The 18,957-nt window shown below is 64.3% G+C and carries 19 protein-coding genes; 11 read left to right on the forward strand and 8 right to left on the reverse strand.

Annotated elements, in window-relative coordinates:
* Positions 1–100 precede the first annotated feature (100 nt).
* The gene (locus JNE37_RS22045) at positions 101–895 is read right to left on the reverse strand and encodes a class I SAM-dependent methyltransferase (RefSeq protein WP_203064846.1); all 795 of its coding nucleotides are present in this window, start codon (positions 893–895) and stop codon (positions 101–103) included.
* A 130-nt stretch (positions 896–1,025) separates the two neighbouring features.
* On the opposite strand from JNE37_RS22045, the gene JNE37_RS22050 reads away from it, so the two are divergent.
* The 4 genes from JNE37_RS22050 (at position 1,026) to JNE37_RS22065 (ending at position 5,090) form a co-directional block, all read left to right on the forward strand.
* Positions 1,026–2,915: an ABC-F family ATP-binding cassette domain-containing protein gene (locus JNE37_RS22050; protein WP_203064847.1), complete on the forward strand. Its 1,890-nt coding sequence runs from the start codon at positions 1,026–1,028 to the stop codon at positions 2,913–2,915.
* 33 nt (positions 2,916–2,948) lie between these two features.
* Positions 2,949–3,392 (forward strand): cupin domain-containing protein, encoded by a 444-nt coding sequence (locus JNE37_RS22055; RefSeq protein ID WP_152572089.1) that lies wholly within the window; start codon positions 2,949–2,951, stop codon positions 3,390–3,392.
* A 28-nt stretch (positions 3,393–3,420) separates the two neighbouring features.
* Entirely contained in the window at positions 3,421–4,077 is a 657-nt protein-coding gene (locus JNE37_RS22060) for a glutathione S-transferase family protein (RefSeq protein WP_203064848.1), read from the forward strand.
* A gap of 146 nt (positions 4,078–4,223) precedes the next feature.
* Complete coding sequence (locus tag JNE37_RS22065; protein ID WP_035034353.1) at positions 4,224–5,090, forward strand: DUF4344 domain-containing metallopeptidase; 867 nt, start codon at positions 4,224–4,226, stop codon at positions 5,088–5,090.
* Here JNE37_RS22065 and JNE37_RS22070 read toward each other — a convergent pair.
* The 3 genes from JNE37_RS22070 to JNE37_RS22080 all read right to left on the reverse strand — a co-directional run bounded on the left by JNE37_RS22070 (position 5,087) and on the right by JNE37_RS22080 (position 7,736).
* Positions 5,087–5,701 carry a YitT family protein gene (locus JNE37_RS22070; RefSeq protein WP_035096158.1) on the reverse strand — a complete coding sequence of 205 codons (615 nt, stop codon included), beginning with the start codon at positions 5,699–5,701 and terminating at the stop codon, positions 5,087–5,089. The genes JNE37_RS22065 and JNE37_RS22070 overlap by 4 nt on opposite strands.
* 5 nt (positions 5,702–5,706) lie before the next feature.
* Positions 5,707–6,159 (reverse strand): DNA polymerase III subunit chi, encoded by a 453-nt coding sequence (locus JNE37_RS22075; RefSeq protein ID WP_203064849.1) that lies wholly within the window; start codon positions 6,157–6,159, stop codon positions 5,707–5,709.
* Positions 6,160–6,236: 77 nt separating this feature from the next.
* Entirely contained in the window at positions 6,237–7,736 is a 1,500-nt protein-coding gene (locus JNE37_RS22080; protein WP_203064850.1) for a leucyl aminopeptidase, read from the reverse strand.
* A 273-nt stretch (positions 7,737–8,009) separates the two neighbouring features.
* On the opposite strand from JNE37_RS22080, the gene JNE37_RS22085 reads away from it, so the two are divergent.
* The 6 genes from JNE37_RS22085 (at position 8,010) to rsmA (ending at position 15,239) form a co-directional block, all read left to right on the forward strand.
* The gene (locus JNE37_RS22085) at positions 8,010–9,032 is read left to right on the forward strand and encodes an LptF/LptG family permease (protein ID WP_246513424.1); all 1,023 of its coding nucleotides are present in this window, start codon (positions 8,010–8,012) and stop codon (positions 9,030–9,032) included.
* On the forward strand, positions 9,029–10,099 hold the full coding sequence (locus tag JNE37_RS22090) for an LptF/LptG family permease (RefSeq protein ID WP_203064851.1): 1,071 nt from the start codon (positions 9,029–9,031) through the stop codon (positions 10,097–10,099). Before JNE37_RS22085 ends, JNE37_RS22090 begins: the two co-directional genes overlap by 4 nt.
* The gene (locus tag JNE37_RS22095) at positions 10,099–12,390 is read left to right on the forward strand and encodes an LPS-assembly protein LptD (protein ID WP_203064852.1); all 2,292 of its coding nucleotides are present in this window, start codon (positions 10,099–10,101) and stop codon (positions 12,388–12,390) included. Before JNE37_RS22090 ends, JNE37_RS22095 begins: the two co-directional genes overlap by 1 nt.
* 133 nt (positions 12,391–12,523) lie before the next feature.
* Entirely contained in the window at positions 12,524–13,396 is an 873-nt protein-coding gene (locus JNE37_RS22100; protein ID WP_203064853.1) for a peptidylprolyl isomerase, read from the forward strand.
* Between the two features lie 11 nt (positions 13,397–13,407).
* Positions 13,408–14,403 carry a 4-hydroxythreonine-4-phosphate dehydrogenase PdxA gene (gene pdxA / locus JNE37_RS22105; RefSeq protein WP_246513426.1) on the forward strand — a complete coding sequence of 332 codons (996 nt, stop codon included), beginning with the start codon at positions 13,408–13,410 and terminating at the stop codon, positions 14,401–14,403.
* The gene (gene rsmA / locus JNE37_RS22110; RefSeq protein ID WP_203064854.1) at positions 14,400–15,239 is read left to right on the forward strand and encodes a 16S rRNA (adenine(1518)-N(6)/adenine(1519)-N(6))-dimethyltransferase RsmA; all 840 of its coding nucleotides are present in this window, start codon (positions 14,400–14,402) and stop codon (positions 15,237–15,239) included. The genes pdxA and rsmA overlap by 4 nt, the downstream gene beginning before the upstream one ends.
* A gap of 20 nt (positions 15,240–15,259) precedes the next feature.
* Here rsmA and JNE37_RS22115 read toward each other — a convergent pair whose 3' ends face one another.
* Positions 15,260–15,547 carry a hypothetical protein gene (locus JNE37_RS22115; protein WP_203064855.1) on the reverse strand — a complete coding sequence of 96 codons (288 nt, stop codon included), beginning with the start codon at positions 15,545–15,547 and terminating at the stop codon, positions 15,260–15,262.
* A 100-nt stretch (positions 15,548–15,647) separates the two neighbouring features.
* Between JNE37_RS22115 and JNE37_RS22120 the strand changes: the two genes are divergently transcribed.
* Positions 15,648–16,028, forward strand: coding sequence for a DUF6766 family protein (locus tag JNE37_RS22120; RefSeq protein ID WP_203064856.1), 381 nt, complete (start codon positions 15,648–15,650; stop codon positions 16,026–16,028).
* A gap of 33 nt (positions 16,029–16,061) precedes the next feature.
* Here JNE37_RS22120 and gmk read toward each other — a convergent pair whose 3' ends face one another.
* From gmk to mltG, 3 genes are read right to left on the reverse strand one after another with little or no spacing between them, the layout of a single operon-like run.
* Positions 16,062–16,700: a guanylate kinase gene (gene gmk, locus JNE37_RS22125; RefSeq protein WP_246513429.1), complete on the reverse strand. Its 639-nt coding sequence runs from the start codon at positions 16,698–16,700 to the stop codon at positions 16,062–16,064.
* 13 nt (positions 16,701–16,713) lie between these two features.
* Positions 16,714–17,607, reverse strand: a complete 894-nt coding sequence (locus tag JNE37_RS22130; RefSeq protein ID WP_203064857.1) for a YicC/YloC family endoribonuclease — start codon at positions 17,605–17,607, stop codon at positions 16,714–16,716.
* Between the two features lie 10 nt (positions 17,608–17,617).
* Positions 17,618–18,745, reverse strand: a complete 1,128-nt coding sequence (gene mltG, locus JNE37_RS22135) for an endolytic transglycosylase MltG (protein ID WP_081840615.1) — start codon at positions 18,743–18,745, stop codon at positions 17,618–17,620.
* Positions 18,746–18,957 lie beyond the last annotated feature (212 nt).

An 18,957-nucleotide genomic window follows, 5' to 3' on the forward strand; every position in this document is an offset into this window, starting at 1 on the left:
TTTTTGGAAAAGGTGGCGCCTTTTAGCGTCACGTCGTGACGGGCGCAAGACGCGCAACGCAGTGCAGCCATGCTTGCGCGCACATCGTTACCGACGAAAATCAACCGGCCTTGGTGCTGAGGAAGACGCCCGTTTCCTTCTCGGACTCCAAAATCCCGCCGCCAGCCGCGAAGGCCGCGTCGATCCGCCCCCGAAACGCCTGCAGCGCAGCGTCGTCCGCCCCATCGCCCGGCGGATATGACGTCAGGGCCAGAAACACGTCCTCGGGTTCGGTTATCCGCAGGCGCGACGGATAGCGCTCCAGCCGAACATTGCCGAACTGCGCTCCGAGCAGGTCCTGCGCCTCCTCAAAACCGAACGCCAGACCCGCCGGATCAAATTCCGAGCTGCCGAATACGGTCGTCAGCGCATAGAGCTCCCGCATGTTCAACTTGCCATTCGTGGTCACGGCAAGCGTCCCGCCCGGGCGAAGCACACGAAACATCTCGGCGATCGCGCGGCTCGGGTCGGGGACGTGGTAGAGCATGTGCATCGCCAGGACGACATCGAAGCTGCCATCGGCAAACGGCATCGCCGAGGCATCGGCCTGCCGCGCGGTGAAGCTGGCGAGCGGCAAATCCTTGCACCGCTCCTCTGCCTCGCGAACCATCCCGTCCGAGGCGTCGGCCAGCGTCAGATGCAGGCCGGCCGGCATATCCGGCACGACGTCCTGCCAGAACCAACCCGGCCCGCACCCGATATCGAGCACGTGGTCGCCCGGTTTCAGCGGCAAATGCTTTGCCACCCACTGAAACCAGCCCATCTCGGCGATCGTGTACTTGCCGTTCAGCCGCGCCCGCGCCGCCAGCTTCTCGCTGTTGGCGTATTGCCTGCCCGTCTCGCTGATCGATCCCATGAGCGCTCCCCCCTGCCCCGATACGACAAGGCATGGCCAGCCATGTCAATCCGTGCGGGCCGTCCTGCGGTCGCTGCGGTTGCCAATCCAGCCCTGAGCCCTTATCTCACGGCGTCCGAAGGATTACCCTATGCTTACGATCTCAAATCTCACCTACCGCATCCAAGGCCGCGTGCTGTTCGACGACGCCTCCGTTGTCCTGCCCACGGGGTCCAAGACCGGTTTCGTGGGTAAGAACGGGTCGGGCAAGACGACGTTGTTCCAGCTCATCCAGGGGCAGATCAGCCCGGATGCCGGTATCGTCGAAGTCCTGAAGAAGGCACGCATCGGCGGCGTCGCGCAGGAAGCGCCGGCGACGAGCCTTTCCGTGCTTGAAACCGTCATGGCCGCCGATGTCGAGCGCGCGTCGCTCCTCAAGGAAGCCGAGACGGCACACGATGCCCATCGCATCGCCGAGATCCACACGCGGCTCGCCGACATCGACGCGCACACCGCCGAAGGCCGCGCTTCGACGATCCTCAAGGGCCTGGGCTTCGAATATGACCGCCAGCATGCCCCTACGTCAGAGCTCTCGGGCGGCTGGCGCATGCGCGTGGCACTGGCCGGCGTGCTCTTCAGCCAGCCCGACCTGCTGCTCCTCGACGAGCCGACCAACTATCTCGATATCGAAGGTACGCTCTGGCTGGAAAAGTACCTGGCGACCTATCCCTATACCGTCTTCATGATCAGCCACGACCGTGACCTGCTCAACAAGGCGGTAAACTCGATCATCCATCTCGAACACGGCAAGCTGACCTTCTACAAAGGCAATTACGACACGTTCGAGACCACCCGCCGCATGCAGATGGAGCTCCACAACAAGTCGCGCGAGAAGACCCTCGCCCAGATCGCGCACCTGCAGAGCTTCGTGGATCGCTTCAAGGCCAAGGCTACCAAGGCCAAGCAGGCCCAGGCGCGCGTCAAGATGATCGCCAAGCTCAAGCCGCCTGCGGCGATGTTCGACGAGCACTCCTCGCCCTTCAGCTTCGAGAACCCGAAAAAGATCCCGGCCTCGCCGATGATCACGTTCGATGACGTCTCGGTGGGCTACGGCGACAGGGTCGTGCTCAAACGCATCACCAACCGTATCGACCCCGAGGATCGCATCGCGCTCATCGGCGTCAACGGCAACGGCAAGTCGACCTTCGCCAAGCTCCTGGCCGGCGATCTCAAGCCGATGGGCGGCGAGATGCGCAAGAGCAAGGGGCTGGAAATCGCCTATTTCGCCCAGCACCAGATGGACAAGCTGCGCCCCAACGAGACGCCGCTCGAGCACGTCACCTCGCTCATGCCCTATGACAGCGAAGCCAAGCGCCGCAGCCGCGTGGCGCAGATGGGCCTCTCGACCAGCCGCATGGATACGCTGGTGAAGAACCTCTCGGGTGGCGAGCGTGCTCGCCTGCTCATGGGCCTCATCACATTCGGCGGCCCGGGCATGCTCATCCTCGACGAGCCGACCAACCACCTCGACATCGACAGCCGCGACGCGCTGGTGCAGGCGCTCAACGATTATGAAGGCGCCGTGCTCATCATCAGCCACGACCGCCATCTGGTCGAGGCAACGGTGGACAAGCTCTGGATCGCCGAGGGCGGCACGATCCACGAATTCGCCGACGACCTCGACGGCTACCAGCGCATGCTGACCGGCGGCGCCAGCAAGAGCAGTTCGGGCAACGGCGCCGCGCAGCCGCTTTCGCGGGACGACCGCAAGAAGGAGAAGCAGGAGGCCGCCGCCCGGCGCGCCGCCATCGCTCCGCTGCGCAAGGCCGTGCAGGATACCGAGACCAGGCTCGGTCGCCTGCGCACCGAACTGGAAAAGACCGATCAGCTCCTTGCCGACCCCAAGATCGCGACGGGCGACAAGGACAGGGTCATCGCCCTTTCCAAGGACAAGGCGCGTTTCCAGGCGGAAATCGATGCGGCCGAGGAGCACTGGCTTGAGATCAGCGCCGAACTCGAACAAGCTCAGGCGCAGGGCTAGCGGTTCTTCGCCAGGGCCCGTTCGGAGATGGACATGTCGCGCGTCACGGCACAATGGCTGATCGAGAACCTGAAGCTTGAGCCGCACATGGAAGGCGGCTGGTTCCGGCAGACCTTCCTGGATCAGCCCGCCAATGGCGGGCGTGCCCATTCGACGCTGATCTACTACCTGATCGAAGGCGGCGACGTTTCCAAATGGCACCGGGTCGACGCGGCCGAGGTCTGGCACTGGTATGCGGGCGCCCCGCTCCGGCTCACCGTCTCTCCCGATGGGCTCGCCGCCCAGAGCCATGTGCTGGGCACCGATTTCCTCGCGGGCGAGCGCCCGCAAGCCATCGTTCCGCAGCAGCATTGGCAAACGGCACGGAGCCTTGGGGATTGGTCGCTCGTTGGTTGCACGGTCGCCCCGGGTTTCCTCGTTTCCAAGTTCGAGATCGCCGATCCGGCGACCATGCCGCACGCGCCTGCCGGCGGGTGACCACCACAAGCACAAAGGGAGAGGCTGGATGGCCGAGGCACTGACGATCTGGACATACGATTGGGTGCCGGAAGGCAAATCCGGTCCCCGTGGCCATGTCCGCGACATCAGGCTGCGCTGGGCCTGCGAAGAGGCCGGCTTCGACTACGACGTCAAATCCGTCCCATTCAGCGATCGCGGCGCGGAGCACTTCGCGCGCCAGCCCTTCGGCCAGGTGCCGTATCTCGAGGACGATGGCCTCATCATCTTCGAAAGCGGCGCCGGCCTCCTGCATCTCGCCCGCAAGAGCGAAGCACTCATGCCGCGCGATCCCAAGGGCGAGGCCGACACGCTGCAATGGACCATCGCCGCGCTCAGCTCCATCGAGATGATCACCGTGCCCTGGTGGTTCATCGGCCTCTCCCGACCCGAGATCAATCCGCTCGAAGACTGGGCGCTCCATCGCCTCAAGCTGCTGGATGACGTGCTGGCCCAACGCGAATGGCTGGCTGCCGGACGCTTCACCGTGGCCGATATCCTCATGTCCGACGTGCTGCGCGTTCCCAAGGTCCGCGCTGCCGCCGACTTTCCCGCGACCCAGTCCTATATCGAGCGCGCCTGCGCCCGCCCGGCCTTCAAGCAGGCCTATGACGGACAGATGGCGCACTTCGCCTCCGGCGGGCAGACGCAACACTACAGGCCCTGACCTCCGGCGTGGCAGGTGAGGAAAACCCGCCACAGTGCGGAAGGGACTTGGTTACATACACCGTTGATAGCCCGCCCCGGCCGGTTGACAGGCCGGGCGATTGATCGTTTCCTCGCACCTCGACTACCGGGACCGCGGAACGATTAATGGCCCTGACCCGCCGACTGGCTTTGGCGTTCACCTTCGTGCTGGCGGGTATCACGTTGGCCACGGGTGCCGAGCGCCTCTCAGCCAAGCAGCAGAAAGACGCCCTCGAATGGGCCGCCAATAACAGCCTCTTCGTCCTCTACCACGAAGTCGGGCACCTGCTTGTCGACCAGCTCGGCCTGCCGGTTCTCGGCAAGGAAGAAGACGCGGCCGACAACATGGCCAGCTACACCCTGCTGCAGAAGCATACGCGCGCCGCCGACAAGGCGATCACCGACGCCGCCTATGGCTGGCTCCTCACCGGACAGGCCTATACGCCGCGTCCCGACGACAGCGACTACTACGCCTCGCACAGCCTCGACCGTCAGCGCGCCTTCCAGATCGTCTGCCTGATGGTGGGCAGCAATCCGTCCGCCTTCGGCAAGATCGCCGACGAGTATCGGATCGACAGCGATCGGCAGGAAGAGTGCGAATACGACTGGAAGCGGCTCAAGGCGAGCATGGAGGGCGTGCTGCGCCCCTATTCCAGCAAGAACGCCCGCGCCACCGAGGTGACGATCACCTACCACGCCGCTTCCGGCAAGCTGAAGACGGCCGCCGATGCCTTCAAGAAGAGCGGCGTCTTCGAGCAGGTCGCCGACCAGATCAAGGCGCAGTACGGCCTGCGCAACAAGGTGACGCTGCGTGCCAAGCGCTGCGGCGAGGCCAATGCCTTCTACGATCCCGATACGGTGGAAGTGACCTTCTGCTACGAGCTGATGGATGACTTCGTCCAGCTCATCAAGGCCGACATGCCCGAGGAATCCGAGCGCACTGCCCCGCCGCCCTCGACCGGCTTCGGCCGTTCGCCTACGGCGGCCTCCTAGCTGAAGCCGACATAGCGCCCCGGCCGGTGGTTGATCGCCACGAAAAGGTTGAGGCAGGCCGCGCCCAGCATCGAGATCAGTACGCGGTCGAACGGCACGACGAAGAAGGCTGTTGCCAGGATGCAGAGGTCGACTGCGAGCTGGAAGTAGCCGGCGCGGATGCCGAAATTGTCCTGGAGATAGAGCGCCAGGATATTGATGCCGCCAACACTCGCCCTGTGCCGGAAAAGCGCCAGCACGCCCATGCCCAGCATCGCTCCGCCCGCGATCGCCGCGTAGTAGGGGTTGACCGTCCCGAGGTCGAGCCATTGCGCGGTATAGGTGGTGAGCACCGAGACCAGCGCCACCGAGATGAAGGATTTCAGCGTGAACTGCCAGCCCATGCGCAGCCAGGCCAGCGCGAAGAACGGCAGGTTGATCACGAAGAACAGCGGCCCGAAGCCCATGCCCGTCGCATATTGGATGATGAGCGCCAGACCGGCCGTACTGCCGGAAATCAGCGTCGCCTTGGTGTAGAGCGTCAGCCCCAGCGAGACCAGCATCGTGCCGAAGAGGATCGCAATCACGTCTTCGTAGATTCGATGGCGTGATGGTGCGTTCGGCGTGTCGATCACGATCAGGCTTTCTTGACCCAGCGTCCGGCAGGGTCCTGCTGCCAGTACGTCACCGCGTTGCCGGCATCGGCCGATAGCGCCCGCCAGGCGCCGCGCGCCTCGACGACGGCATCCGGATCATGCCCCGAGAAGATGAAGACGATGCGATCATAACCGGCCGAGTTCTGCGGTACAGCGCGGTCGACGAAGAATCGTACATTGGCGCCGTTGGGATTTTCCGGCCCGGTGGCGATCAGCACGGGCTGCTCGGGCGCCATGTCGTCACCGGCCACGCCATGCGGCAGGAAGCTGTCATCCCGATAGGTCCAGAGCGTGCCGTCCAGCGCCTCCGCGCGCTCGCGGCTGCTGGTTTCGACCACCGCCCGCCAGCCGCGCTCAACCGTCTTCTCGAGCAGAAGCGGCAGCACCTTTTCGAGCGGCTGGTTTTCGAGGTGGTAAAAAAGGACGTCAGGCATGCGCGTTTGTCACCCAAGTGACGATGCCAGGCAAGAGCGATGGCGAGGCAGAGTGTCCCTGCCCCGCCGGAAAGGCCTCAGCCCTCGTAATGGTCGCGCACCAGCCGGTCGAGCAGCGCCACGCCGAAGCCCGGGCCCCAGCTCGTGTTGGTCTCGCTGGGCGACACGCCCATACCGGCACCCGCGATATCGAGATGCGCCCACGGCACGTCGTTGACGAAGCGCTGCAGGAACGCCGCAGCAGTGATCGAGCCAGCCGGACGGCCGCCGGTATTCTTGATGTCGGCGAAGCGGCTTTCGATGATCTTGTCGTAGGCCGGCCCAAGCGGCATGCGCCACACCTTCTCGTTGGTGGCGAGGCCGGCGGCGTAGAGGCGGCTCGCCAAATCGTCATTGTTCGAGAAGAGGCCGGCATATTCCTGGCCAAGCGCCACGACAATGGCGCCGGTCAGCGTCGCCAGGTTGATCATGAACTTCGGCTTGAAGCGGTCCTGCGTGTACCAGAGCGCGTCGGCCAGTACGAGGCGGCCTTCGGCATCGGTATTGATGATCTCGATGGTCGTGCCCGACATGGCCTTGACGATATCGCCCGGACGCGTCGCCGTGCCGGAAGGCATGTTCTCGACGAGGCCGATGACGCCCACCGCATTCACCTTGGCCTTGCGCGCGGCGAGCGCGTGCATCAGGCCGGTCACGGCGGCGGCGCCGCCCATGTCGCCCTTCATGTCTTCCATGCTCGCGGCCGGCTTGATCGAGATGCCGCCGGTGTCGAACACCACGCCCTTCCCGATGAAGGCTACCGGGGCTTCGCCCGCCTTGCCGCCGTTCCAGCGCATGATGACGAGGCGCGGCGGACGGGCCGAGCCCTGCGACACCGCGAGCAGCGAATTCATGCCCAGCTTGCGCATGGCCGGCTCGTCGAGCATTTCGATCTCGACGCCCAGCTCGGCAAGCTTGCCGGCGCGCTCGGCAAATTCGAGCGTGCCGAGCACGTTGGCCGGCTCGTTGATGAGGTCGCGCGCAACGATCGTGCCGTCAGCCACCGCGCCGCGATTGGCGATCGCCGCCTTGGCCGCGGCTTCGTCGGCAACGTGGAAGGTCACGGGCAGCGTTTTCGCCTCGCCGTTCTCGTCATCCTTCTTGGGCGACTTGTACTTGTCGAACTTGTAGTGGCGCAGCTTGAGCCCCGCCGCAACCTCGGCGATCGCCTGCGGCGTCGCGTCGGCGCCATCGAGCACCACGGCCGCTTCCGTCGCGCGGGTTGCCGCGATCTTGGCCGCAAGCGAACCGCCGCGATCCGTCCACACGGTAGCGCTGGCAGCCGCGTCGGGCTTGCCTGCTCCCAGCACCAGCAGGCGCTGAGCCTGGACGCCCTTGGGCGCGATGATCTCGAGTTGCTGACCCTGCTTGCCCTTGAAGCTCGCGGCGCTAGCCGTGGCCTGCCAATCGAGTCCGGTCGCCGCCCAGATCTGCGCGCCGGCACCTTCGGGCGCCGCTTCCTCGTTCGCATAGATAACGAGCGTCCCGGTGGCTTTCGGCGGCAGGGCGGCGGTCTTGATCGTGAGTTGCTGGGTCATTGGGAAGGCTTTCGGTAAGTCGCCAGAACGCTGGCAGGACGGAGGGGACTATCAATCAAGGAGTCTCATGGCGCGTCAATCCTGCAACAAAGAGGTGGCAAGAGCGCCTGCGGGTAAAAAACGCGCTCCCTCGCCTTGCAAATGCAACTCGCGGCAAGCACAGTTCCGCCCGCCGGATTCAACTTTTCATCAAAAAGCGAGATGTCTCGACTAACCCGTTATCTCGTGGGACTTTTCTGGTCGAACGCGCTTTTGTTCGCGGGCGTCGCGACCGTGTTGATTTGGCTGATCCAATGCCTGCGCGTCTTCGACGTGGTTTCGGTCAAGGGCCAGAGCATCTTCACGCTTGTGGGCCAGGCCGTCCTCAGCATGCCGCCACTGCTGATCGTCTTTCTCTATGTCTGCCTGGGCATCGGCATGGGGCGGGCGCTGCGTGACCTGCAGCTTTCCCAGGAACTGCACGCGATCCATTCCAGCCGCCGGCTCGGCGCGTTGTTCGGCGCTGTCGGCGTCTTCATCGGCCTTGGCGCTATGCTGCTGCTGCTCCTCACCAATGTCGTCGAGCCCATGGCGCAGCGCCGGCTCAGCGAGTGGCAGGCGAGCATTGCCGCCGATCTCGTCGGTCGCACCCTGCGCCCGCATCGCTTCTCCGAAGTGACGCCGGGCGTGGTCATCGTCATCGGCGGCCGACAGGGCGTCGGGGAGATCACCGACTTCTTCGTCGATGATTCCCGCGACCCGGCCATGCGGCGCACCTATATCGCCAAGTCGGCCAATGTCTCGCAGGATGAGAACGGCTACGTCCTCAACCTGCGTGAGGGCTACCTGCAATACACCACCGACAAGCTGGCCTTCTCGCAGATCACCTTCGGCTCCTACGATGTCTCCCTCGATCGCCTCACCGATCCGGTGGTCGATCGCGATCCGCTCGCCGAAAGCTCGAGCTTCGACATTATCCGCGACGGTCTATCCACAGGCGTGTGGAGCCAGAACGCCATCCAGATGCTTATCAACCGCTCGGCCGAGGGCCTGCGCATCGTCGGCATCTGCCTGCTGGTCGCGAGCCTTGCCGCCTTCCCCACCGGCAAGCGCCTGCGCTTCGTCCTGCCGCTCGAGGCCTCGGTGCTGGCCGCCGCATTCGGCGAGCGCCTCGTCACCACCTACGTCCCCGGCATGTTCGCGCCCTATGCCGGCGCCGTCGTCATGATCGTGGTGGGGCTTGTCATCCTGGCGTACAAGCTGCGCATCAACCAATGGTTCGGCGGCGTGCCGAAACGGGCGGAGATGCGGGCATGAACCGGATCGACCGCCTCCTGCTGTTCAGGCTTGCCGGGCGCATCGGCATCACGGTGCTCGTATTTTTCGGCCTCATCGCGCTGGTCGAATCTCTCGATGCCTGGCGCTTCTCACACCTGATGGAAGCCGGCGGCCTGCCGCTGGCCATCTTCGTCAACGCGGTCAGCGCCATCCGCTGGACCATCAAGACCCTGCCCGTCACGGTGCTTCTCGGCGCCATCATCGGCCTGGTCGAGATGCAACGCACGCGCGAACTCCTGATCATCAAGGCGTCGGGCGTCTCGATCTGGCGCGTCCTGCGCGGCCCGGTTCTCGGCATGATCCTGGCGGGCCTGGCCATCAGCTTCGTGGTCGAAGGGCTCGTCGTCGAGACCAACCGCGTCTGGAACCCGACGGTTCCGGTCGGCGACACCAGCGTCGTTGGCGGCAATGGCCTCTGGCTCGAACAGACCGATGGCGGCAGCCCGTATGTCATCACCGCCCGTGGCGTCACCCGTCAGGGCAGTTCGCTCACCGATGTCACCGTCTTCTATCGCGAGGACCCGACCCGCGGCCGCGTGCTGGCCGAAAGCGGTGAACTGCGTCCCGGCGCCTGGTACCTGACGGGTGTCCGCGAGCTGCGCAGTGATGCGCCGATCGAGTATCTCGATAGCCTCGAAATCCCAACCACCAGCACCCCCGCCGAGGTCAGCCTCAAGCTCACCTCGCCCGAGGACTACACGCTTTATGAGCTGGCCCAGGCACTTGCCTCCCAGATCGGCGATCCGTCGGTCCGCGCGGCAGCCGCGACGCGGCTCTACAAGCTCTTTGCACTGCCCGCTTTGCTCGTCGGCTCCCTATTGATTGCTTTTGCGTTTACCGCCGGTTATCGAAGGACCAATAAGTATGGGGCGACGATCCTCTATGGTATCGTGTTGGGCTTGGTGGTTTTCGTTTTGACCGAGATGGCGGATCGTGCCGGCTCGTCGGGCGTGCTGACACCGGTTGTGGCCGCCCTCGGGCCCGCCTTCGTCGCCATAACCATCGGGCTCACGGTGTTGTTGTACAAAGAGGACGGGCGCGCGTAATGGTTTTGCGCCGGAAGAGTATCGCGTCGATCTTGCGCCTGGCTGCTGCCGGCGCGATAGCGATTCTCGCTTCGCCTGCCTTTGCCCAAAGCGCCCTCCTCCCTTCCGGCTTTTTCGACAACGTCCCGCCCAGCGGCCCGAACAAGACTGCCGTCGTCGAGGCGGACAGCCTGTCGTTCGATGGCGACACCGGCACGATCACCGCGTCGGGTGGCGTCATCATCCGCTACGAGGGCTATGAGGGAACCGGCGACCGCCTGACCTTCAACCAGGGCTCGGGCGAGATGACCTTCGACGGGAACGTGCACATGCGCGATCCCCAGGGCGTGGTCTACACGACCAACCACATCGAGATGACCGGCGGCTTCAAGAAGGCGATCCTCGACGGCCTGACGCTGCGTACGCCTGCCGGCACGCTCGTGACCGCCGAGAGCGTCGATTACGGCCAGGCTCTCCAGACCATCCTCATGGATACGAAATACTCGCCTTGCGGCGATTGCATCGACTCCAAGGGCCGCCGCATCGGCTGGCAGGTGTTTTCCAAGAAGGTCACCTACGTCAAGGCCGACAAGAAGGTCTATCTCGAGCAGTCGCGCCTTGAGCTCCTGGGCATTCCGATGGCCTGGATTCCGTGGCTGGCCCTCAACGATCCGACCGAGCCGGCCAAGCAGGCCTTCCGCACGCCGCGCCTCGCCTATGGCGAGAAGTACGGCATGGCGCTCACCGTGCCCTATTCGATCGCCCTCGACGAGAATACCGACCTCTTCCTGCTGCCCACCATCACCTCGCGTCAGGGCCTGATGGCTGGCGCCGAATGGATTCGTCGCTTCCCGAATGGCGAAATCTCGCTCAAGGGACAGGTCATCCGCCAGGCGGCTCCCGAAGTCTTCGGCACGCTGCCGGGCAATCGCGAATGGCGTGGCTCGATCCAGACCTCCGGCCGCTTCGTGCCGGCCAGCGAGTGGACCTGGGGCTGGAACTACACCGCCTTCACGGACCCCTATTTCCTCACCGATTATTCGCTGGCCGAATCCAAGAACAGCATCAACGAGGTCTACGCCACGCATCTGAGCAAAAATCAGTATGCGGATGTGCGCGTGCAGCAGTTTACCCTGCTCGAATCCACCACGCAGGACCAGCAGGCTCTCCTCCTGCCCAATGCGCGCTATGAAGGCGTGCTCAATCTCGACAACGGTCTCGGCCAGGTGGCGCTTTCGAGCCGCCTCATCGGCCTGCAGCGCAATGCCGACGATACCGCCACCGCCAACGGCGTGCCCTATGTCTATGGCTTCGGCGGCCGCAAGGTGCATGGCGCGATCCAGGGTTCCTGGCAGAAGCAGATCATCGGCCCGGCCGGCGTCGTCTTCACGCCCTATCTCGGCCTGCGTGGCGACGCCGCCATGTATGACGGCACCAGCGTCAATCCGGCGGCGCCGCCCAGCCAGACGCTTTTCAGCATCACCCCGATCGCCGCGCTCGATATCCGCTGGCCGCTGCTGGCCACTGCCGGCTCCTCCACGCACATCATCGAACCCATCGTGCAGCTCGTCTATCGCGGCACCAACACGACGCTGGCCGGCATCACCAATGACGATGCCCAGAGCTTCGTCTTCGATGACGGCAACCTCTTCAGCTTCAACCGTTTCTCGGGCTACGATCGCCAGGAGACCGGCCTGCGCGCCAATATCGGCGCCCGCTACCAGGCCGATTTCGGCGACAATAGCTGGATCGAGCTCATCGGCGGTCAGTCGTTCCACCTTGCGGGCGACAACGCCTTCGCGTCGGCCGATCCGGCGCAGGTCGGCAACCCGGCCAGTTCCGGTCTCGGCACTGACGCCTCCTACCTCGTTGCCGGCGTGCGCGGTTCGCTCTGGAACATCTATCGCGCCGGCGCCAAGGTGCAGTTCGATCCGCAGGCCGGCCAGGTCACCCGCACGGCTGCCGCTCTCGGCTTCTCGAACTACGGCTACACGGCCGATATCGAATACGCGTACCTGCGCGCCAACCCTGCCCTCGGCGTCGATGCCGACCAGCATGAGGTGGGTGCCGTGGTCGGCGCACCCGTGCCGCTGCCGTGGATGGATTACTGGCGCGTCAAGGCCGGCGTCTACTGGGATCTGGCCACCAGCCAGTGGCTCGAACTCCAGGGCGGGCTCTATTACGACGATGGTTATCTATCGTATGGCGCAAACGTGATCAGGACCGGACCGACCGCCTCGACGGCCAACGACACCAGATTCCTGTTCAGTTTCCGCCTGCGCGGACCGGATGGAGCCGATTTCGCGCTCTAGCCCCTCTGGTCACGGCTTCCCTTGGCAGCCAAAATGCTCTAGTCCGGCAACGGATTTTGGCCGTATTCTTCCACCAAACAGCCACGATCCGCGCAGTTCGATGCGCGGCGAGGCGATAGAACGGATGATGACGATGGTTCGTAATTTTGGCGCCCTGTTCCTTGGGCTTGTGATGGCGGTCAGCCTGGCCGCCCCTGCCCTGGCGGCAGTAAAGGTCACCGTGAACGGGACCCCGATCACCGACGTTCAGATTGCCCAGCGCGTGAAGCTGCTGGCACTCGAAGGCGGCGGCGGCACCAAGGGTGCCACCGAGCAGCTCATCAACGAAGTCATCCAGGTCGATGAAGCCAAGCGCGTTGGCATCGTTATCTCGGAAAGCCAGATCGATGGCGCCTTCCTCACGGTTGCCCGCAACCTCAAGATGAGCGAAGCGAACCTCAAGAAGGTGCTGACCCAGCAGGGCGTCAACATGCAGACGCTGCGCGATCGCCTCAAGGCCTCGCTCGCCTGGCAGGCCGTCGTCGGCCAGGTCGTCAACCAGAACGTCCAGGTTTCCGACAGCGAGCTTGATGCCAAGGCGGCCGGCAAGGTCAACGCGGCCAACAGCTTTGACTACATCCTCAAGGAAGTGCTGTTCATCGGCGGCGGCGGTCGTTCGGGCCAGGCCAATTCCTATCGCGCCGCCTTCAAGGGTTGTGACAGCGCGGTGCAGCTTTCGACCAAGTACACCGACGTCGCCGTGACCGACGTCGGCCGTCGTCACGCCACCCAGCTTCCCGATGCCCTGGCCAAGGAACTGGCCGGCATCAATGTGGGCGGCATCACCAAGCCGCGCGTGGTCTCCAATGGCGTCTCGATGCTCGCCGTCTGCTCGAAGTCCGAAGCCCGCGACCTGACCTTCATCAAGGACACGATCCGCCAGGAAGCCGGCAACGACCAGCTCAAGAACGCTGCCGACAAGTACCTCAAGGACCTCCGGGCCAAGGCCCGCATTTCGTACAACTAAGCGAGGCTGCATTGGCCGCTGCACTGGCGCCCCTTGCGCTGAGCATGGGTGAACCTTCGGGGATCGGGCCAGACCTGATCCTCAGGCTTTTCTCGCAAAGGGCGGAGCTCAGGCTTCCGCCCTTTGTGGTCTATGGCAACGTGCCTTTCCTGCGGGCCCGCGCTGCGCGTCTCGGCATCGACGTCACGTTCGGCCCTCCCGACGCCGATTTCGCCACCACCCTCCCCGTGCTCGATATCGACGGCATGGTGCCCGACAATCCCGGCGCACCGACGGCCCTTTCGGGCAAGGTAGTGATGGAGGCCATTGCCCGCGCCGTCGCCGATACCCTTCGAGGCGCCACCCGCGGCCTCGTCACCGCACCCATCCACAAGGGTGTGCTCTATTCCGCCGGCTTCAAGTATCCGGGGCACACCGAGTATCTGGCGGCTCTCTGCGCCACGCCGGGCAGTGCCCCGCGGCTGCCGGTGATGATGCTTGCGCATGAAGAGCTGCGCACCATCCCGCTGACCATCCACGTGCCCCTGCACGAGGTGCCAGGCCTCGTCACCACCGACCTCATCCTCAAGACCACGCGCATCGTCGCCCACGACCTGCGCAACCGCTTCGGCATTGCCGACCCGCGCATCGGTATTGCCGGCCTCAACCCGCATGCGGGCGAAGGCGGCACGATCGGGCGGCAGGAGGTCGACATCATCGGCCCGGCTGTCGCTGCCCTCGTCCATGAGGGCATCGCCGCCGAAGGTCCCTTCCCGGCCGATACGCTGTTCTTCCCCGCGCATTGGCGGCAATACGACGCCGTTATCGCCATGTATCACGACCAGGCGCTGATCCCGATCAAGACCGTGGCGTTCGATGAAGCCGTCAACGTAACGCTCGGCCTGCCCATCGTGCGCACCTCGCCCGACCACGGCACCGCCTTCGATCTTGCCGGCAGCGGCAAGGGCTCGCATGCGAGCTTCCTGGCGGCCATCCGCCTTGCAGACAAGATGACGGGCGGCGCATGAGCCAGATCGACGACCTGCCGCCGCTGCGCGAAGTCATCGCCGCTCATGGCCTGCGCGCCAAGAAGGAGCTTGGGCAGAACTTCCTGCTCGATCTCAACCTCACCGCCCGCATTGCCCGCGTGGCCGGCGATCTCCATGACGCCACCGTCATCGAAGTCGGCCCCGGCCCCGGGGGCCTCACCCGCGCCCTGCTTGCGGAAGGCGCCAGGCAGGTCATCGCCATCGAGCGCGATGCCCGCGCGCTCCCGGCCCTGCAGGAAATCGAAGCGGCCTATCCCGGCCGGCTCATCATCATTTCCGGCGATGCACTGGAGATCGATTACCGGACACTGGCCAGCGGCCCCATCCGTCTGGTCTCCAACCTGCCCTACAACATCGCCACACCCCTCCTCACCGGCTGGCTCTCCGCCGATCCCTGGCCGCCCTATTACGAGAGCCTGACGCTGATGTTCCAGCGCGAGGTTGCCGAGCGCATCTGCGCCAAACCGGGTGACGATGCCTATGGGCGGCTGGCCGTGCTTGCCGGCTGGCGCACTAATGCGCGTATCGCCTTCAATGTCGGTCGGCAGGCCTTCACTCCGCCACCCAATGTGACGTCGGCCATCGTGCACCTCGTGCCCAAGCCGATCGACGAGAGCGTAAGAGTCCGCGATCTCGAAGCCGTCACCAAGGCCGCCTTCGGCCAGCGTCGCAAGATGGTCCGCCAGAGCCTCAAGGCTACAGGTGTTCCGGTCGAAAAGCTGCTGGAAGCGGCTGGGCTCAAGGGCGACGAGCGCGCCGAGGAGTTGCCCGTCGAAGCCTTCCTGGCCATGGCCAGGATCTATGCCGCCCGCTAGATACGGGCTCTCATCCTGATTCAGGCGCGAAGTCCAAGTCTTTGGGCTTCCTCTGCTTTTGCATGGAATGGTCCGACTACGATCTCGACCTCGCAGCTATCGCCACCGCGATAGCGGAAGTGGCGTTCGGCCACGATGCCGTCAAAACTCGGCTCGTCCTCCCCACCCATGCTTTCGAGGTGAATATGGTCGCCCAGATTGGGCAACAGGCTGATATCGCCCTCGACCTGATGGTCGGACTTGGTGGGGTGATCGAGGGGACGACGCCCCTCCTCCGGCCGATAGCGGAGCAAAACCGTGTAGCGCATGGCACTGTCCTCGCTGCGGGTACAACGGTCGTCCGATAGTGGCAGTTCCCGAAGGCCAGGCGCAGTGACAGATTAGGGCGTCCGAGCCAAGGAGGATCAGATGCCCGGCCGATCGATCTGGACCCGTTACAGCTTCGCCTGGGTCACGCTGGCCCTGTTCCTGTTCTCGGCAACCGGCCACTGGATATTCGGCTGGCTCGCCTTCGCGCAGGAAGCCGAGGCGGTGGGGCAGCAGCCCACCTTCAATGGTTATTTCGTCACGATGATGCGCGACACGCTCGAAAACTGGCAGTCCGATTTCCTGCAGCTCATCTGGAACGTGGCCGGCCTCGCTTTCCTCCTCCATGTCGGTTCCTCCCAATCCAAGGAGGGCAACGAGCGGATGGAGGCCAAGATCGATGCGATCCTGCGCAAGGTCGATCCGACGGCCGGCGCGACGATTAATGAGCTCGATACCGAATTCGCCCGCGGCAAGAACTAGGCTTCGTTCTTCAGGACGTGATTCAACTCGCTCTCAAAGTGAATCGATCTGCTTCTGCAAGTCCTTGACGAAGCTATCCATTCCGGAAATCCGGTCGCGCTTGAGGCGTGCCGCGGCGAGGATGGAGCGCACCTTCTGCGTGGAGTCTTCCAGGTCCTCGTTGACGATCACATAGTCATATTCGGCATAGTGATCCATCTCGATGCGTGCATTGCGCAGGCGCTTCTCGATAGTGCCGGCGCTATCCTGCGCACGGCGCTCCAGCCGGGCGCGCAGCTCCTGGATCGAGGGCGGCAGGATGAACACCGTCACCATGTCCTTGCGGCACTTCTCGTAGAGCTGGAGCGTGCCCTGGTAGTCGATGTCGAAGAGGATGTCGCTGCCGTTAGTAAGCTGCTCTTCCACCTTGGCGCGTGGGGTGCCGTAGAAATTGTCATGCACCTGCGCCCATTCGAGCAGCTCGTCGTTGTCCTTCATGCGGTGGAAGGTCGTCTGGTCGACGAAGTAATAGTGCTTGCCCTCGACCTCGTCGGTGCGGCGTGCGCGGGTCGTCACGGATACGGAGAGACCGATATTGGGGTCCTGTCCGAAGAGCGTGCGCGTGATCGAGGATTTGCCGGCGCCTGATGGGGACGCAAGAACCAGCATCACGCCCCGCCGTGGAAAATCCATCCTGCTCTCCGGTCTATTCGATGTTCTGAACCTGCTCGCGTAGTTGATCGATCGCCGCTTTGAGGTCAAGTCCGATGGAAGTGAGGTCCACCGCATTGCTCTTGGAGCAGAGCGTATTGGCCTCGCGGTTGAACTCCTGCGACAGGAAATCGAGCTTGCGGCCCACCGGCCCGCCAGCGGACAGCAATTGCCGGGCATTGGCGATATGGGCCACCAGCCGGTCCAACTCCTCACGGATATCGGCCCGCGTCGCCAGCAGCAACGCCTCCTGTGCCATGCGCTCCTCGGAGACACCTGCCCCATTGGCCACCAGCTCCGCTACCTGCGACCGCAGGCGCTCCAGCACCACGGCGCGATCGCGCGAGGGATGGGCTTCTGCCTTGCGCGTCAGCCGCTCGATCTCATCGATATGGCGCCCCAGAACGGCGCTCAGTTGCACGCCTTCCCGCCGCCGAGCGTCGACCAGGCCGACGAGGCATTGCTCGACGCAATCAAGGATGGCGGCCTGCAAGGCCTCCTCCTCTTCCGGCGGAAGCGGTTTTTCCTTCTGGTCCAGCACGCCCTTGAGGCCAAGGATACCGTCAAGGCTGGGCCGCCGCGCGTCGAGGCGTCGCGACAGGTCGTCAATGGCGGTCAGTACCGCCTTGAGGGCCTGCTGGTTGACCACGACCTCGCCCGTCGCGCCGTCGCGGTCGATATTGATGGTCACGGTCAGCGAGCCGCGTGTCACGGCTGCGCCGATGCGCCTGCGGATCTCGCCTTCGATGGGGTCGAGCCCCGGCGCCAGGCGCATGCGCATATCCAGCCCACGCCCGTTGACCGACTTCATCTCGCACGAGAAGGCGACAGTGCCCACCGCCCCGGTGGCGCGGGCGTAGCCCGTCATACTGGCGAGCGGCTGGCTCATCGTCGTCCCCTTATTGGGCGGTAGTCGTGGTGTCGCCGGTTTCCTGGGCCTGCTCGGCCTCGATGGCATCCTTGGCAGCTTCTGTGTCCGCCTGTGCGTCGATCGCCATCTGCTTTTCGATGGCACGCCACTTGGCCACGTTCTTGCGGTGGTCGGCGTAGTTTTCGGCAAAGAGGTGCCCGTCCGACGGGGTAGCGCCCGCGGCCACGAAGTAGAGGTCCTTGGTCTTGGCCGGATTGGCGGCCGCGCGCAGGGACTCGATGCCCGGATTGGCGATCGGGCCGGCGGGAAGGCCGTCGATCTGGTAGGTATTGTAAGGCGTTTTGGCCTCGATCTCGGACTTCTTGAGCCCGCGGCCCAGCGTCGACTGACCCTTGGTGATGCCGTAGATGATCGTCGGGTCCGACTGCAGGCGCATGCCCTTCTTGAGCCGGTTGACGAAGACCGCCGCCACCTGCGGACGCTCGGTGGCAACGCCGGTTTCCTTCTCGACGACCGAGGCCAGGGTCACCAGTTCCTCGGGCGTCTTGATCGGCAGGTCGGGGTCGCGCCCCGCCCAGATTTCGTCGAGCGCCTTCTTCTGCGCCGCCTGCATCTTGTCGAGCACGGACTGGCGGGTGTCGCCCGGAATGTAGCTATAGGTATTGGGCAGGATCGAGCCTTCCGGCGGCATGTTGGAAATTTCGCCGATAAGGTGCGAATCCCCATTGATGCGTTCGATGACCTGCCAGGAGGTAAAGCCTTCCGGCACTGTCACCCCGTAAAGCACGGGGACGCCCTCGGTGAGTTCGGTGAGGATATCGGCCATGCTCGAATGCGCGGCGATCTTGAACTCACCCGCCTTGAGCTTGCCCTGCTTCTTGAGCGCCATGCCAGCGGCCTGGAAGATCATGCGATTGTCGATGAGGCCCTGGGTTTCGAGCCGTTCGGCGGTCAGGCCCAGGCTCGAACCGGGCTCGACGAGGAATGTCGTGTCCTGCGGAATGTCGCCGGCCGAATAGAAGCGGTTGAGCCCGAAGAAGAACAACCCACCCACCAGCAGCATGGCGATCACGAACAGCGACAGCACGCCGTTGAGGATGTCGATCAGGCCGTTGCGGCGGCGGGGCTTGGCCCTCTTGTTCTTGCGGTCGGCCATCGGTCAACGAATTCCTTTGCTGGCCGCGCCTCTTCCTGGACGCGGTCGAACCATTCCTATCGCAGCGACAATCGTGCCGTTGCGCCCCCTGCCTAAGGTGGCGGCCATTGTTTGCAGGATTCGGGCAAAAGCAAGAGGGCGACGGAGGGGAAAGCTCAACTCTCCCCACGATCCCGCGAACAGCTTGTGTGCAGGAGCCCGCCGAAAGTCCC

It is taken from the genome of Paradevosia shaoguanensis, from assembly GCF_016801025.1.
In the GTDB taxonomy this organism is placed as follows: domain Bacteria; phylum Pseudomonadota; class Alphaproteobacteria; order Rhizobiales; family Devosiaceae; genus Paradevosia; species Paradevosia shaoguanensis.